This is a genomic window from Pseudomonas sp. B35(2017), assembly GCF_002113645.1.
Lineage (GTDB): Bacteria > Pseudomonadota > Gammaproteobacteria > Pseudomonadales > Pseudomonadaceae > Aquipseudomonas > Aquipseudomonas ekonensis.
This window is the reverse complement of the sequence record NZ_NEIZ01000012.1, coordinates 60,876-75,388: the sequence shown is the minus strand read 5'-3', so window position 1 is coordinate 75,388 and position 14,513 is coordinate 60,876. Positions and strand designations below refer to the sequence as shown.

Annotated in this window: 15 protein-coding genes; 9 read left to right on the top strand and 6 right to left on the bottom strand. The window is 66.8% G+C overall.

Annotation, left to right across the window (positions count from 1 at the left end; translation table 11 throughout):
• Window positions 1-118: 118 nt before the first annotated feature.
• Together CAG41_RS19260 and CAG41_RS19255 are read right to left on the bottom strand one after the other, a co-directional pair.
• Window positions 119-952, bottom strand: a complete 834-nt coding sequence (locus CAG41_RS19260; RefSeq protein ID WP_085639848.1) for an AraC family transcriptional regulator — start codon at window positions 950-952, stop codon at window positions 119-121.
• A 35-nt stretch (window positions 953-987) separates the two neighbouring features.
• Window positions 988-1,491: a VOC family protein gene (locus CAG41_RS19255; RefSeq protein WP_085632643.1), complete on the bottom strand. Its 504-nt coding sequence runs from the start codon at window positions 1,489-1,491 to the stop codon at window positions 988-990.
• A gap of 252 nt (window positions 1,492-1,743) precedes the next feature.
• Here CAG41_RS19255 and CAG41_RS19250 point away from each other — a divergent pair, with 252 nt between their 5' ends.
• Both CAG41_RS19250 and CAG41_RS19245 read left to right on the top strand, forming a co-directional pair.
• Window positions 1,744-2,001 (top strand): transmembrane sensor/regulator PpyR, encoded by a 258-nt coding sequence (locus CAG41_RS19250; RefSeq protein WP_085583521.1) that lies wholly within the window; start codon window positions 1,744-1,746, stop codon window positions 1,999-2,001.
• Window positions 1,994-3,148 (top strand): NnrS family protein, encoded by a 1,155-nt coding sequence (locus CAG41_RS19245; RefSeq protein WP_085707338.1) that lies wholly within the window; start codon window positions 1,994-1,996, stop codon window positions 3,146-3,148. Before CAG41_RS19250 ends, CAG41_RS19245 begins: the two co-directional genes overlap by 8 nt.
• 23 nt (window positions 3,149-3,171) lie before the next feature.
• Here the strand turns inward: CAG41_RS19245 and CAG41_RS19240 are convergent, their stop codons facing one another.
• Window positions 3,172-3,843: a bifunctional 2-polyprenyl-6-hydroxyphenol methylase/3-demethylubiquinol 3-O-methyltransferase UbiG gene (locus tag CAG41_RS19240; protein ID WP_085707337.1), complete on the bottom strand. Its 672-nt coding sequence runs from the start codon at window positions 3,841-3,843 to the stop codon at window positions 3,172-3,174.
• Between the two features lie 52 nt (window positions 3,844-3,895).
• Window positions 3,896-5,044 carry a GGDEF domain-containing protein gene (locus CAG41_RS19235; RefSeq protein ID WP_085583527.1) on the bottom strand — a complete coding sequence of 383 codons (1,149 nt, stop codon included), beginning with the start codon at window positions 5,042-5,044 and terminating at the stop codon, window positions 3,896-3,898.
• A gap of 106 nt (window positions 5,045-5,150) precedes the next feature.
• Between CAG41_RS19235 and CAG41_RS19230 the strand changes: the two genes are divergently transcribed.
• Complete coding sequence (locus CAG41_RS19230) at window positions 5,151-5,543, top strand: GFA family protein (protein WP_085707336.1); 393 nt, start codon at window positions 5,151-5,153, stop codon at window positions 5,541-5,543.
• 36 nt (window positions 5,544-5,579) lie between these two features.
• Here CAG41_RS19230 and CAG41_RS19225 read toward each other — a convergent pair whose 3' ends face one another.
• On the bottom strand, window positions 5,580-6,410 hold the full coding sequence (locus CAG41_RS19225; RefSeq protein WP_085632655.1) for an alpha/beta fold hydrolase: 831 nt from the start codon (window positions 6,408-6,410) through the stop codon (window positions 5,580-5,582).
• A 227-nt stretch (window positions 6,411-6,637) separates the two neighbouring features.
• On the opposite strand from CAG41_RS19225, the gene CAG41_RS19220 reads away from it, so the two are divergent.
• The 6 genes from CAG41_RS19220 (at window position 6,638) to CAG41_RS19195 (ending at window position 12,614) form a co-directional block, all read left to right on the top strand.
• Window positions 6,638-7,561, top strand: a complete 924-nt coding sequence (locus CAG41_RS19220) for an acetoacetate decarboxylase family protein (RefSeq protein ID WP_085583533.1) — start codon at window positions 6,638-6,640, stop codon at window positions 7,559-7,561.
• Between the two features lie 5 nt (window positions 7,562-7,566).
• Window positions 7,567-8,250 carry a type 1 glutamine amidotransferase domain-containing protein gene (locus CAG41_RS19215; RefSeq protein WP_085639958.1) on the top strand — a complete coding sequence of 228 codons (684 nt, stop codon included), beginning with the start codon at window positions 7,567-7,569 and terminating at the stop codon, window positions 8,248-8,250.
• A 137-nt stretch (window positions 8,251-8,387) separates the two neighbouring features.
• Window positions 8,388-8,843 carry a (2Fe-2S)-binding protein gene (locus CAG41_RS19210; RefSeq protein ID WP_085583535.1) on the top strand — a complete coding sequence of 152 codons (456 nt, stop codon included), beginning with the start codon at window positions 8,388-8,390 and terminating at the stop codon, window positions 8,841-8,843.
• 22 nt (window positions 8,844-8,865) lie between these two features.
• A complete protein-coding gene (locus tag CAG41_RS19205; protein WP_085639830.1) occupies window positions 8,866-11,028 on the top strand; it encodes a xanthine dehydrogenase family protein molybdopterin-binding subunit in 2,163 nt (720 codons plus the stop codon).
• A gap of 1 nt (window position 11,029) precedes the next feature.
• Window positions 11,030-11,608 carry a hypothetical protein gene (locus CAG41_RS19200; protein WP_085583540.1) on the top strand — a complete coding sequence of 193 codons (579 nt, stop codon included), beginning with the start codon at window positions 11,030-11,032 and terminating at the stop codon, window positions 11,606-11,608.
• 40 nt (window positions 11,609-11,648) lie between these two features.
• Window positions 11,649-12,614 carry a diguanylate cyclase gene (locus CAG41_RS19195; RefSeq protein WP_085639824.1) on the top strand — a complete coding sequence of 322 codons (966 nt, stop codon included), beginning with the start codon at window positions 11,649-11,651 and terminating at the stop codon, window positions 12,612-12,614.
• 1,097 nt (window positions 12,615-13,711) lie between these two features.
• On the opposite strand, the gene fabI is transcribed toward CAG41_RS19195, so the two are convergent.
• Window positions 13,712-14,506 (bottom strand): enoyl-ACP reductase FabI, encoded by a 795-nt coding sequence (gene fabI, locus CAG41_RS19190; protein ID WP_085707335.1) that lies wholly within the window; start codon window positions 14,504-14,506, stop codon window positions 13,712-13,714.
• Window positions 14,507-14,513: the final 7 nt, after the last annotated feature.

The window sequence follows — 14,513 nt, the reverse complement described above, 5'->3', positions numbered from 1 at the left end:
CGTTTCGGCTTGTAAGTCTCAAGTGAAGTGTGGGGTTGCGGCGGCTGAATATGGGCGGGCAGTTGAGGGTCGCGGCAATGTTTAACCGGAAGTTATCGGCTGCGGATAACTAAGGCCATCATCCGCGATATTGCCCCGGCGTCGCCGCCAAGTGCTGTTTGAACACCCGCTGAAAGTGCGCCTGATCGGCAAATCCCGCCTCCAATGCGACGTCGGCGATCAACTGCCCGCTGCGCAGGCGCTCCCGGGCGAACTGAATGCGCTGATTGACCACATAGGCGTGGGGCGTCATGCCGTAATGCTGCTTGAAGGCGCGGATCAGGTACGAGGGCGACAATTGCGCCGCCGCGCAGATGTCGTCGAGGCTGAGCAGTCGCGTGCAGTGTGCCCGGATGAAGGCGGCCGCGTGTTCGAGCTTGCTGTTCGGCTCGCGCACGGGCGCCGCCGCAGGGTTCAGTCGGGTTTGCAGGTCGCTGAAGAACTCCACCGCCGCGCTCTCTTTGCGCAGCACGTCTTGCTGGTCGTCGACGAGGATGCGGTACAGCGCCTGAAGATCGCGGAACAGGCCGGGATCGTTTGAACGGGTGGCGCAGAAGCGCCGGAACTCAAGGTCGGCGCTGAACCCCAACTGGTGCTGCAGGTCGGTCAGCCAAGGGGTTTCCACGTACAGCATCAGGTACGACCAGGGCTGGTCGTCGATCGGGTTGCAGGCATGCACGTCGCCCGGGTTCATCAGCACCACGGTGCCGGCGGCGACCTCGTGCTGCGATTGCTCGTGCACATAGGTGCTGCGCCCGGCGGTGATGGCGCCGATGGAGAAGTGCGCATGGGAGTGCCGGGCGTAGCAGACGTCCCGGCCATCGGCGATGGCCCGCGCCTCGATGAAGGGCAGGGCGTCGTCGCGCCAGAAGCGCGGCGCTTTCTCAGGGTGCTTGGCGGCACTGTGTCTCATCGTCGTGGATCCCGGCAGGCCAGGGCTGGAGTGTATTAGCTCTGGCCCGCGAATGCCCGCTCAAGTTCAGCGATGTCGAGCTTTTTCATCCCGAGCATGGCCTGCATCGCCCGTTGGGTCTTGGCCGTGTCGGGGTCTTGCATCATGTGCATGAACGCCACCGGCACGATCTGCCACGACACCCCGAACTTGTCCTTGAGCCAGCCGCACTGCTGCGCCTGCGAAGGTCCCCCGGAAGACAGGTTGCCCCAGAAGTGGTCGATCTCGTCCTGGGTCTGGCAATTGACCTGGAACGACACCGCCTCGTTGAACGTGAACACCGGGCCGCCGTTGAGGCCGGTGAAGCTTTGGCCGTCGAGTTCGAAGCTGACGGTCATCACCGAGCCTTCCGGGCGCTTGTGGAATTCCTGGCCGGCCTTGCCGTAGTGGGTGACGGCGGTGATTTTCGAGTGATCGAAGATCGAGCAGTAAAACTTCGCCGCCGCTTCGGCCTGGTCGTCGAACCACAGGCAAGGCGTGAGTTTCTGGAAACGTTGCATGGCGGTTGTCCTCGGCAGGTTAGACACGCTGGATTAACAGCGTAGTCAGTCCGGGGGACGTGCGGGATGCCGCAGATCGGCCGCAAGGTCATGGTTTGGTCGTTATGACTCTATTGGTAGTCCTAATGACCATGTCGGATTCGAGTCATATCGACTCAGTCGCTGCCAAGGCCCTGATTTGACGGGGCCTTGAAACTGGCACGGGAGTTGTAACGTTCCAGGCACACATCCAGCCGCACGAGGATACGAAAAATGCTCGCTTTCTTCGAAAGTCCGCTGAACGTCCTGCGCCTGTCGAGCCGCGTGCTTGTCGCCGGCCTGGCCTTGCTGTCGGTCGGCCTCTACGGGGCCTATCTGCATCAAGGGCACTTGCCGCTCGGGTTGCTGGTGACGATGCATGCCTTGACCGTCATCGGGCCGACCCTGCTCAAGATCGGCTACGTGATGCGGCTGGTCTCGGAGCGTCGCTTGGGGCTTGTGCATGCGCCAGCGGAGGCTTGCCATGCGTAACCTGTCCGATGCGCCGCTGTTCAGTGTCGGCTTTCGGCCGCTGTTTCTCGCCGGGGCCGGGTTTGCCGTGCTGGCGGTGATGGTCTGGGGTCTGTGGCTGCACGGCCATTGGCTTGCCCTGCAACCGGCGGGCGGCATGCTGGCCTGGCACCGCCATGAGATGCCGTTCGGGTTCGCAGCGGCGATCGTCGGCGGCTTTTTGCTGACGGCGGTGCCGAACTGGACGGGCATTGCGCCCCTGCGCGGATGGCCGCTGATCGCGCTGGTGTCGGTCTGGCTGGCGGGGCGTCTGGCGTGGTGGGTGCCATTGCCCGTCGGTGCGGTGCTGCTGGTGCAAGGGGCATTTCTGCCCTTGCTGGCGGGGCTGCTGGGACGGGATCTGATCGCTGCGCGCAAGCGGGACAACTACCCGATCGTGCTGGTGCTGGCGTTGATGGCGGGCTGTCAGGCGCTGACCCTGTCCGGCCTTCACTTGGATGACGCCGGTCTGCAACGTCAGGGCGTGCTGGCCGCGCTGTGGCTGATCGCGGCGCTGATGACCGTGATCGGCGGGCGGGTGCTGCCGTTCTTCATCCAGCGCGGCTTGAACCGGCCGCCCGCGCCGCCGGCCGGTGCATGGCCGACGCGGCTGTTGCTGCCCGCCAGCCTGCTGATCGCCGTGACCTTCGCCGCCGGCCTCAACGATTCGCCGAGCCTGTGGCTGGCGGCGCTGTTCGTCCTTGTCGGCGGTTTGCAGGTGTGGCGCCTGATCCGCTGGCATGACCGCGGACTGTGGCGCGTGCCGCTGCTGTGGTCGCTGTACCTGGCCTATGGCTGGATGGCGCTGGCGACCCTGGCCATGGCGCTGTGGCACCTGGAACTGATCGGGCAGCAGAGCCTGGCCACCCATGCGTTGGCGGTCGGCGGGGTGGGCGGGCTGATTCTGGCGATGATCGCCAGGGTCTGCCTCGGGCACACCGGGCGTCTGTTGCAACCGCCCAAAGGCATGGTGTCCGGGTTTGCGCTGGTGCTGGCCGCGGCGGCCTGCCGGGTGTGGGTCGTGCCGTTCTCCAGCCTGGGCCTGGGCTTGTCGGTGTTGCTCTGGTGCGCCGCCTTCGGCTTGTTCCTGCTGCGCTATACCGGGATTCTGTTCAGGCCGAGGGTCTAGGGCCGCTGGGGCACTGCGCCGTCTCAGTCCCGCCGTTCGGCCACCAGCAGCAGCGACTGCGGCACGGGACTTTGCGGGTGCTGGGGTTCGCGCAGTTCGGCCAGCCGCCAACCGGCCATGTCCAGTGCGCAGGTCCAGCTCGACAGGGTGCGCATGTACCACGGCATCGGTTGCCAGTGCCCCTTGAACCCGGCGAACGACTCTACGCGCCAGCCGTCCTGATAATCGCCCGCCGCTGCGGCCCAAGGGTGCAGCGTCTGGATCACCAGCGCGCCGCCGGGGGCGAGCAGGGCGTTCAGGGCGGCGAGCAGCGGGATGATGTCCTGGTGCAGCAGGGAGAAGTTGGCGCAGATCAGGTCGTAGCCGTGACCGATGTCCACCCGGCCGTCCGCCAGTTCGTCATAGCTGGCCACATGCACCGGCGCAGAGCCCGCCGCCCGTGCGGCCTCCACCAGCGTGGCGTCGCCGTCCACGCCCACCGCCTCGATCCCTCTTTCGCTCAAGGCCCGCAGCAGCCAGCCTTCGCCGCAGCCCAGGTCGAGCACGCGTTCGGGCTGCCGGCCGAGGATCGCCAGCAGGATCGCCTGGTCGGTGACGGTGCGGCGGCTCTCGATGGCGCCGCTGCGCACCGCGCAGATCCAGGCCGCAGCGTTCTGGTGCCAGCTGTGCAGGAGGGCGGCTTCGGGGGTGGGCATCGCGGGCTCCTCTATCGTGGACTGCCGGCAAGCATAGGCCATCGGCCAAAGGCTAGCTGTGATCGGCCACCCGCAGGCTGTTGCGGCCGCCGCGTTTAGAGGCGTAGAGCGCGCTGTCGCCTTGCTCGATCAGCGCCGCCAGGCTGGCCGGCGGATGCTCGAAGATCTTGGCGCCGATGCTCAGGGTCACGGCCTGCGGGGTGGCGAAGTCCTGCGTGGCGGCGGCGTGGAACCGTTCGCGCAGGGTGCCGCCGAGCGCCATGATCCGCTCGTGGGACGCGTCGCCCGTCAGGATGACGAACTCGTCCCCGCCCAACCGCGCCGCCAGCGCGCCTTCGGGCAGCGCCGCGCGGATCAGCTCGCTGAGCGTTACCAGCAGACGGTCGCCGGCGACGTGGCCGTACAGGTCGTTGACCAGTTTGAAATGGTCGATGTCGATCAGCAGCAGCGCACCGGGCCGGGCGCTGGAGACGCCGTCCAGCAGGCGCGGCGCCTGCACTTCCAGGGCGCGGCGGTTGTAGAGGCCGGTCAACGGATCCTGCGCCGCCAGCCGCGCGATCTGGGTTTCCCGGCGGTGGCGTTCGGTGCCGGTCATCGACAGGGCGATCAGCATGATCGCCATCGCGCCCTCGACCAGGGAGATCTGAATGATCTCGCCGCGCAGGGCCGCGAGGTCGATCAGCGTGCCCGGCACCACCGCCGTCAGGGCCTTGGCCACATAGAACAGCCCGTGGATCAGCAGCACATAGCGCAGTTGCACGGCGCCGATGCTCAGCGACTTGCCGTGGGGGCGCAGCAGGAAACTCGCCCGCAGGGTGACCAGGGCCACCAGCAGCGAATTGCTCATCAGCATGACCTTCGACCACAAGGCGTCATCCGGCAGCCACAGCAGGCCGAGCCAGGCCGGGACGATCAAGTACCAGCCTCCCGACAGGCGCTGGCGGGTGAACCGCGCCACCCCCAGCAGGAACAGCCAGTGGGCGACCACCAGCAAGCCGTTGGCGAACCAGATGCCGATCAGCAGATAGCCGCCGCTGCGCAGCAGGGCGAGGGTCGAGCCCACGGTGATGGTGGCGAAGCCCGCGCTCCAGCACAGCAGCGAGGCTTCGCGGATGCTGCGCCATTCGACCGCCAGGTAAAGGGCCGCCGCCGCAGCCAGGGCGGTGGAAATGGTCAGCATCGTGAGGGGGTCGAGCGCCATGGACGGGCGGGCCTGCGTGGGAGGTGAAAAGGCGCACGATTGTAAGCGTTCGCCCCGGCGCCTGCTATTTTCACTCACCGGATATTCCATTTTGCGGAGGTGCAGCATGGATCGGTTCACGGGCGGTTGTCTGTGCGGCGAAGTCCGTATCGAAGCGACGGGCCGGCCTTACCGGGTGGGCATCTGTCACTGCCTCGATTGCCGCAAGTTCCATGGCGCGCTGTTCCATGCGTCGGCGATCTTTCCCGAGGGCGCAGTGACGGTCACCGGCCAGCCCGGCAGCTACGGCGGGCGATTCTTTTGCCCGCGCTGCGGCTCGTCGGTGTTCTCCCGCTCGGGCGACGAAATCGAAGTGAACCTGGGCTCGCTCGATGCGCCAGACCAGCTGCAGCCGACCTATGAGCTGTGGACGGTGCGGCGCGAATCGTGGCTGCCGGCGTTCGCGCTGGCCAGGCACTACCCGCGCGACCGCGAAGGGACGGGGCGCGAGGAAGGGTAGGTGAACCGGGGCCGTCCGGCCCCGGCCGCCGTTGCGTCAACTGCGGATGAACGCCAGCAGGTCGGCGTTGATCGTCTCGGCGTGGGTCGTCGGCATCCCGTGGGGGAAGCCCGGATAGATCTTCAGGGTGCTGTTCTTCAGCAATTTCGCCGACAGCACGCCCGAGTTCTCGTAGGGCACGATCTGGTCATCGTCGCCGTGCATCACCAGCACCGGGATCGTCACGCGCTTGAGGTCTTCGGTGAAGTCGGTCTGGGAGAAGGCCACAATGCCGTCGTAATGGGCCTTGGCGCCGCCCATCATGCCCTGGCGCCACCAGTTCAGCACCACCGCCTCCAGCGGCTTGGCGCCGGGCCGGTTGTAGCCGTAGAACGGCCCGGCGGGCACGTCGTGGTAGAACTGCGAACGGTTGGCCGCGAGCTGCGCCTGCAGGTCGTCGAACACCGATTTGGGCAGGCCGCCGGGGTTGGCGGCGGTCTTGACCATCAGCGGCGGCACCGCGCTGATGATCGCGGCCTTGGCCACCCGATCCTCGCCGTGCCGCGCGATGTAGTGGATGACCTCGCCGCCGCCGGTGGAGTGGCCGACGTGCACGGCCTTCTGCGTGCCCAGATGGTTGACCACCGCCGCCACGTCGTCGGCGTAGTGGTCCATGTCATGGCCGTCCCAGACCTGGCTCGACCGCCCGTGGCCGCGGCGGTCGTGGGCCACCACCCGAAAGCCTTGGGCGAGGAAGAACAGCATCTGCGCGTCCCAGTCGTCGGCGCTCAGCGGCCAGCCGTGGTGGAAGTGGATCACCGGGGCATCCTTGGGGCCCCAGTCCTTGTAGAAGATATCGACGCCGTCTTTCGTGGTGACATAGCCCATGTTCGCGACTCCTCAAAACAGGGTGGTTTGTTGACAAGCGTTATCAACTCTAGGATTGAAGCGGGCTTTAAGGTCAAGGAATTTACGAACGGTCGCGGCCCCTCGCCGATCAGTCCCGTGAATGACGGACGACAGGCGCCATCGGCTTGACCTTAAAGTTCGGTTGAATCTTAGAGTGAGGCGCACCGGCTCTCTGCCGGGCCACTCACCGAGAAAGGTCAGCCAACATGAGCAAGCGCTTTACAGAGGTCGAATTCGGGCCGCACACGGTCGAGGTGCTGGAGGGCGGCTACTACGACCGCTTCCGGATGAACCCCGACCTCGATCAGGTGGCCCGGGACAAGGCGGCCGGCAACATCGACTTCTTCCGGCGCATTCCCAAGCAGCAGGTGGCCTCCCGCGTAGGACCGACCTGGGCGCCGAACTTCTATTACCGCACCGGCAGCGTCCAGCTGCTGTTCCTGGCGCCCTTGGACCGGTTGCGCGCCACCTTGCCGGCGCCGCTCGAACCGCTGCGGGCCTTTCCCGGCTACGGGCTGGTGGCGCTGACGTTCTTCACCTATTCGGTGTGCGACAACGACCCCTATGACGAAGTGTCGGTGGCGGTCGTCGTGCGCCGTCCCGGGGCCCGTGGCTCCCACGCGCTGGAACTGATGGACGCCATGCGCCGGCGCAGTTTCACCGCCCATGTGCTGGCGCTTCCGGTGAACACCGAGATCGCCCGTGTGCGCGGTGTTCACGGCTATCAGCTGCCCAAGTGGCGTGCCGACATCGAAGTGAACATCGGCGCCGAGGTCAGCGCCCGCATCGCCGGGCCCAAGGGCTTGCCGGACCTGCAGCTCAAGGTGCCGCTGCCGCCGCTGAGCCACGTGCAGCCCCAGTCGCGCATGGGCACCGCCACCATGATCCATCAGGTCGACGGCCTGTGGCACCAGAGCGTGGTGCAGAGCAACACACTATCCTTTGCCCAACGCCTGTTCCCCCGAAACGTGCGGCTGGAGCGCACCGGCGGCCCGCTGAGCCAGTTGCTCGACGGCCTGGGGGCTTCGCGGATCCTGCGCCTGGACGTGATCAAGGATGCGCAGATCGTGCTGAACCTGCCGGTGCCGCTGAACGCGTTCGGCCAGACCGCCACCCACCGGAGCGAGTGATCGAAATGACCCGCCGGATCCTCCATGTCGTCACCAACGTCGCCCATTATGCCGACCCGTCCGAGCCGACCGGGCTTTGGCTGGGTGAGCTGACCCACGCCTGGCAGGTGTTCGCCGCCAAGGGCTTCGAGCAGCGGCTGGTCAGCCCGCTCGGCGGCGCCAGCCCCCTGGAGCCGCGCGCCCTGAAGTGGCCGATGCTCGACCGTTCGGCCAGCGCCTGGCTCAACGAACCGGCGAGCATGGCGCTGCTGGCCGAAACCGCCAGCCCTGACCAGGTCGACACGGCCGAATTCGATGCGATCTATTTCACCGGCGGGCACGCGGTGATGTGGGACTTTCCCGAGGACGCCGGCCTGCAGCGGCTGACCCGGGAGATCTACGAGCGGGGCGGCATCGTCTCGTCGGTCTGTCACGGCTATTGCGGGCTGCTCAACACGCGGCTGTCGGACGGCAGCCTGCTGGTGGCCGGGCGTAAGGTCACCGGTTATTCATGGTTCGAGGAAGTGCTGGCCGGCGTTGCGGGCAAGGTGCCGTACAACTCGGAACAGCAGATGAAGGCACGCGGCGCGCGCTACGAAAAGGCGCTGCTGCCGTTCACTTCCAAGGTCGTCACCGACGGCCGGCTGGTGACCGGGCAGAATCCTCAGTCGGCCAAAGCCACGGCGCAGCAGGTGGCGGCGATGCTGTGAACGGATGACCGGCGGTCGCGGCGGCTGGCCGTCGGGGCAAATTGCGCTTAGCTCAAAGGGATAACCGAGGCGCGCGCAGGCATCGACCGCCGCAGCGACGCCCCCTTCAGAACACCGTGAGTCTGAGGAAGTCCCCGATGCTGACCTTGAACATCAACGGCAAGGATCAGGAGCTCGATGTCCCGGCGGACATGCCGTTGCTCTGGGTCCTGCGCGACGTCGCGCACCTGACCGGCACCAAATTCGGCTGCGGCATGGCCCAGTGCGGCGCTTGCACCGTCCACGTCGACGGCGCGCCGATGCGCTCGTGCATCACGCCGGCCACCGCCGTGGCCCATGGCCAGAAAATCCTCACCATCGAAGGCCTGTCCAGCGACGGCTCGCACCCGGTGCAGCGGGCCTGGGCCGAGCTGGACGTGGTGCAGTGCGGCTACTGCCAGTCCGGGCAGATCATGTCCGCCGCCGCGCTGCTGGCGAAGATCCCCAAGCCCACCGACAGCGACATCGACCAGGCGCTCTCCGGCAACATCTGCCGCTGCGGCACCTATCCGAGAATCCGCGCGGCGGTCAAACGCGCGGCCGACATCGGATGAGTCCGGCCAAAGGAGGCGAGCGATGAACGGTTCCGTATCCCGTCGGGGATTTCTCAAGGGCAGCGCCGTGCTGGGCGGCGGGCTGGTGGTGGCGTTCAATGTGCCCGGCGGGCATCGTTTCGCCAGGGCGGCGGACAATGAAGGCAAGGTGTTTGCGCCCAACGCGTTCCTGCGCATCGGCGCCGACGACAGCGTCACCGTGCTGCTGGGCCATTCGGAAATGGGCCAGGGCATCTGGACCGGCCTGACCATGCTGATCGCCGAAGAGCTGGACGCCGACTGGTCGAAGATCCGCGTCGAGCATTCGCCGGCGTCGGCGGCCGACTACGGCATGCCGGCCTTCGGCGGGATGCAGATCACCGGCGGTTCGACCTCGACCTGGATGGAGTTCGACCGCTACCGCCTGGCCGGGGCCACGGCGCGGCAGATGCTGGTCGAGGCGGCGGCCAAGCGCTTCGGGGTGGCGCCTTCGGCGATTCGCACCGAGTCCGGCGTGGTGATCGCCGGCGACCAGCGCGCCACCTACGGCGAACTGGCGGACGCCGCCGGACAACTGCCGGCGCCGGATCCGAAAACCATCGTGTTCAAGCAGGCCAAGGACTGGAAAGTCATCGGCAAACCCACCAAGCGCCTCGACACCCCGGAGAAAATCACCGGCCGCGCCAAGTTCGGCATGGACGTGCAGTTCGACGGGCTGATGACCGCGATGGTCGCCCGGGCGCCGGTGTTCGGCGCCACCGTCAAATCCTTCGAAGGCGCCGAGGCGCTGGCGGTGCCCGGCGTGCACAAGGTGGTGCAGGTGCCCAGCGGGGTGGCGGTGATCGCCGAGCACTACTGGGCGGCCAAGTTGGGCCGAGATGCGCTGAAGGTCGATTGGGATCCGGGCCCCCACGCGGACCTGAGCAGCGAGAAGCTGCTGGACAGCTTCCGCAAACTGGCGGCCACCCCGGGCACCTCCGCCAGCCAGGCCGGGGACGCCAAGGGCAACTTCGCCAAGGCCGCGAAGAAGATCGAGGTCGAATACAGCGTGCCGTACCTGGCCCACGCGCCGATGGAGCCGCTCAACTGCACGGTGAAGATCAGCGCCGACAAGTGCGAGATCTGGACCGGCACCCAGTTCCAGACTTTGGATCAGATGATCGCCGGCAAGATCACCGGGCTGAAGCCTGAGCAGGTCGAGATCCACACCGAGTTCCTCGGCGGCGGCTTCGGCCGGCGGGCCAACCCGACGTCTGACTTCGTCGCCGAAGCGGTGCAGGTGGCGAAGGCGGCGGCCATGCCGGTGAAGACCGTGTGGTCGCGGGAGGACGACATCCGCGGCGGCTACTACCGCTCGATGTTCCTGCACCAGGCCCGGGTCGGGCTCGGCGCCGACGGCCTGCCGCAGGCCTGGCAGCATGTGCTGGTCGGGCAGTCGATCATGACCGGCACCTTGCTGGAAGCGACCATGGTCAAGAACGGCATCGACCCGACCTCGGTCGAAGGCGTGGCCGACAGCCCTTACCTCAAGGAACTGGCGCACCGGCAGGTCGAACTGCATTCGCCGCAGACCGGCATCAACGTGCTGTGGCTGCGCTCGGTGGGGCACACCCACACCGCGTTCGTCATGGAGTCGCTGATCGACGAGCTGGCCGCAGCGGCGGGCAAGGATCCGGTGGAGTACCGGCGCACCTTGCTCAAGGCCCATCCGCGCCACCTCGGGGTGCTCAACCTGGCGGTGGAGAAGGCAGGCTGGAAGGCGCCGCTGCCCGACGGCCACGCCCTCGGGGTGGCGGTGCACGAGTCGTTCGGCAGTTACGTGGCGCAGGTGGCCGAGGTGTCCCAGGACAACCTGGCGATCCGCGTGCACCGGGTGGTGTGCGCGGTGGACTGCGGGATTGCGGTCAACCCGCAGAGCATCGCCGCGCAGATGGAGTCGTGCATCACCTTCGGCCTGGGCATGGCGCTGCACAGCAAACTGACCGTCAAGGACGGGCGGGTGGTGCAGTCCAACTATCACGACTATCAGGTGCTGCGCCTGAACGAGATGCCGACGGTCGAGGTGCACATCGTGCCCAGCACCGACAAGCCCGGCGGCATCGGCGAGGCAGGGGTGCCGCCCACCGCGCCGGCGGTGGCCAACGCGCTGTACGCCCTGACCGGGCAACGCCTGCGGGAACTGCCGCTGCAACTGTCGGGGGTGTGAGATGAGACGCCATCTGCTGTTGGGCACGGTGATTCTGATCGGTCTGGGCGGCTACGCCTCGGATCTGTTCGCCGACGATCAGGAAGCCTTGAAGGCGTTCGGCACGGTGCAGAAGGTGTTCCAGAGCCCGCGCTGCCAGAACTGCCACATTCCCGGCGATTCGCCGTTGCAGTTCGACGCCGGCACGCCCCATGCGATGAACGTGGTGCGCGGGCTGGACGGCAAGGGCGCCGCCGGGCTGCCCTGCGCCACCTGCCACGCCGAAAGCAATCCGCCGGCCAGCTACGGCCCCCATGCGCCCCCGGGAGCGCCGCACTGGAGCCTGCCGCCGGCCGCGCACAAGATGGCCTGGATCGGCCTGCCGCCGGACAGGCTGTGCGCCATGATCAAGGACCGCGCCAGCAACGGCGACCGCGACTTCGCGGCGCTGATCAAGCATGTCAGCGAAGACAAGCTGGTGCTCTGGGGCTGGAACCCCGGCGCCGGGCGCCAACCCGTGCCGGTGCCGCACGATATTTTCGTCGAACAGTTCAAGCTGTGGGCCGGTGCCGGCGGGCCGTGTCCGGTGACGGGCGGCTGATGGTCTACGCTCAGGGGCAGACCCCTCAATGGAGTGAGCGATGTTGCCCCCCGGAAAACCCGTCAATGAGCAGGCCCGCGTAGCGACGCTGCACGGGCTCAATGTCCTCGACACCTTGCCTGAGGAACGCTTTGACCGCCTCACCCGCCTGGCGCGGCGGGTGTTCAACGTGCCGATCGCGCTGGTCAGCTTGGTGGATGCCGAGCGCCAGTGGTTCAAGTCGTGCGTGGGGCTCGACGCCACGGAGACCGGGCGTGACGTGTCGTTCTGCGGCCATGCGATCCTGGGCGATCAGATCCTGCAGGTCGACGATGCGGCGCAGGACGAGCGCTTCCACGACAACCCGCTGGTCACCGGCAATCCCGGCATCCGCTTCTATGCCGGTTGCCCGCTGACGGTCGGTGACGGCAGCAAGCTGGGCACGCTGTGCCTGATCGACACCAAACCCCGCCGGCTCGACGACGAAGAGCGCGAACTGCTGCGCGATCTCGCCCGGATGGCCGAGCAGGAGCTGATGGCGGTGCAGATGGCGACCCTGGACGAGCTGACGCTGCTGTCCAACCGCCGGGGCTTCAAGGCCTTGGCGCAGCATGGCCTGGACGCCTGCGTCCGGCTCGGCAAACCGGCGACGCTGCTGTTCTTCGACCTCAACGACTTCAAGCAGATCAACGACCTGTTCGGCCACGCCGAGGGCGACAGCGCCCTCAAGACTTTCGCCGACGTGCTGCGCATCGCCTTCCGGGAGAGCGACGTGGTGGGCCGGCTCGGCGGCGACGAGTTCGTGGCGCTGCTGACCGGCTCCAGCCATGTCGAGACCACGTCGATCATGGCCCGGCTCAAGGACATCCTCGACGAGCGCAACGCCACCCTGCAACGCGGCTACGACATCCGCTTCAGCGTCGGCCAGATCGAATATGACCCGCAGCGGCACGACACGGTGGATCGGCTGCTGGCCGACGCCGACGGGGCGATGTATGCGCACAAACAGGCGCTGAAGCGCCGCTGACCGCAGGGGCTCGCGATGGCGGTGGGTCAGGCAACAGAGATGTCAGCAGTGCCGGCCCCATCGCCAGCAGGCTGGCTCCCACAGGGTTCGGTGGTGTGCAACCCATCTTGCAGACACCTGCGGTTCCTGTGGGGGCGGGCTTGCCCGCGATGGCGGTGGGTCAGGCAACAGAGATGCCGGCAGTGCTGGCCTCATCGCTGGCAAGCCAGCTCCCACAGGTTTCGGTGATGTTTGCCGATTCTGCAGACACCTGCGGTTCCTGTGGGAGCGGGCTTGCCCGCGATGGCGGTGGGTCAGGCAGCAGAGATGTCGGCAGTGCTGGCCTCATCGCTTGCAGGCAAGCTCCCATAGGGTTCAGCGGTGTGCAACCAATCTTGCAGACACCTGCGGTTCCTGTGGGAGCGGGCTTGCCCGCGATGGCGGTGGGTCAGGCAGCAGAGATGCCGGCAGTGCTGGCCTCATCGCTAGCAAGCCAGCTCCCACAGGTTTCGGTGATGTTTGCCGATTCTGCAGACACCTGCGGTTCCTGTGGGAGCGGGCTTGCCCGCGATGGCGGTGGGTCAGGCAACAGAGATGTCAGCAGTGCCGGCCCCATCGCCAGCAGGCTGGCTCCCACAGGGTTCGGTGGTGTGCAACCCATCTTGCAGACACCTGCGGTTCCTGTGGGGGCGGGCTTGCCCGCGATGGCGGTGGGTCAGGCAACAGAGATGCCGGCAGTGCTGGCCCCATCGCCAGCAGGCTGGCTCCCACAGGGTTCGGTGGTGTGCAACCCATCTTGCAGACACCTGCGGTTCCTGTGGGAGCGGGCTTGCCCGCGATGGCGGTGGGTCAGGCAACAGAGATGCCGGCAGTGCTGGCCTCATCGCTTGCAGGCAAGCTCCCATAGGGTTCAGCGGTGTGCAGAGATCCTGCGGGCAGGTGGGATCCACTGTGGGAGCCAGCCTGCTGGCGATGAGGCCGGGACAGTTGATACCTTCATGCCTGACACGCCGCCATCGCATGCAGATGCTGCATTCCCACGGGGACCCCGGGGAATGCAGGATCCACAGGCACAAAAAACCCGCCGGATGGCGGGTTTTTCGTCGGCTAACCGAAGATCACTCTTCGATGTTGCCCATGGCGGTGGTGTTGAAGCCGCCGTCCACGTACATGATTTCACCGCTGATGCCCGACGCCAGGTCGGAGCACAGGAAGGCGCCGGCGTTGCCGACTTCTTCGATGGTGACGTTGCGGCGCAGCGGGGTCTGCGCTTCGTTGGCGGCCAGCATCTTGCGGAAGTTCTTGATGCCGGAAGCGGCCAGGGTGCGGATCGGGCCGGCCGATACGCAGTTGACGCGGGTGCCGTCCGGGCCCAGGGAGCCGGCCAGGTAACGCACGCCGGCTTCCAGCGAAGCCTTGGCCATGCCCATCACGTTGTAGTTCGGCATGGTGCGCTCGGCGCCCAGGTAGGACAGGGTCAGCAGGCTGCCGTTGCGGCCTTTCATCATCTCGCGGCCGGCCTTGGCCAGGGCCACGAAGCTGTAGGCGCTGATGTCGTGGGCGATGCGGAAACCTTCGCGGGTGGTGGCTTCGGTGAAGTCGCCGTCCAGTTGGTCGCCCGGGGCGAAGCCGACGGAGTGCACGATGCAGTCCAGGCCGTCCCACTTCTTGCTCAGCGCTTCGAAGACCTTGGCGATCTCTTCGTCGCTGGCCACGTCGCAAGGGAAGCACAGATCCGCGCTCGAACCCCAGCCTGCGGCGAACTCTTCGACACGACCTTTCAATTTGTCGTTCTGATAAGTGAAGGCAAGCTCAGCGCCCTCGCGATGCATGGCGGCAGCGATGCCGGATGCGATGGACAGCTTGCTGGCGACACCGACGATCAGTACGCGCTTACCGGCGAGAAAACCCATGTGTTGC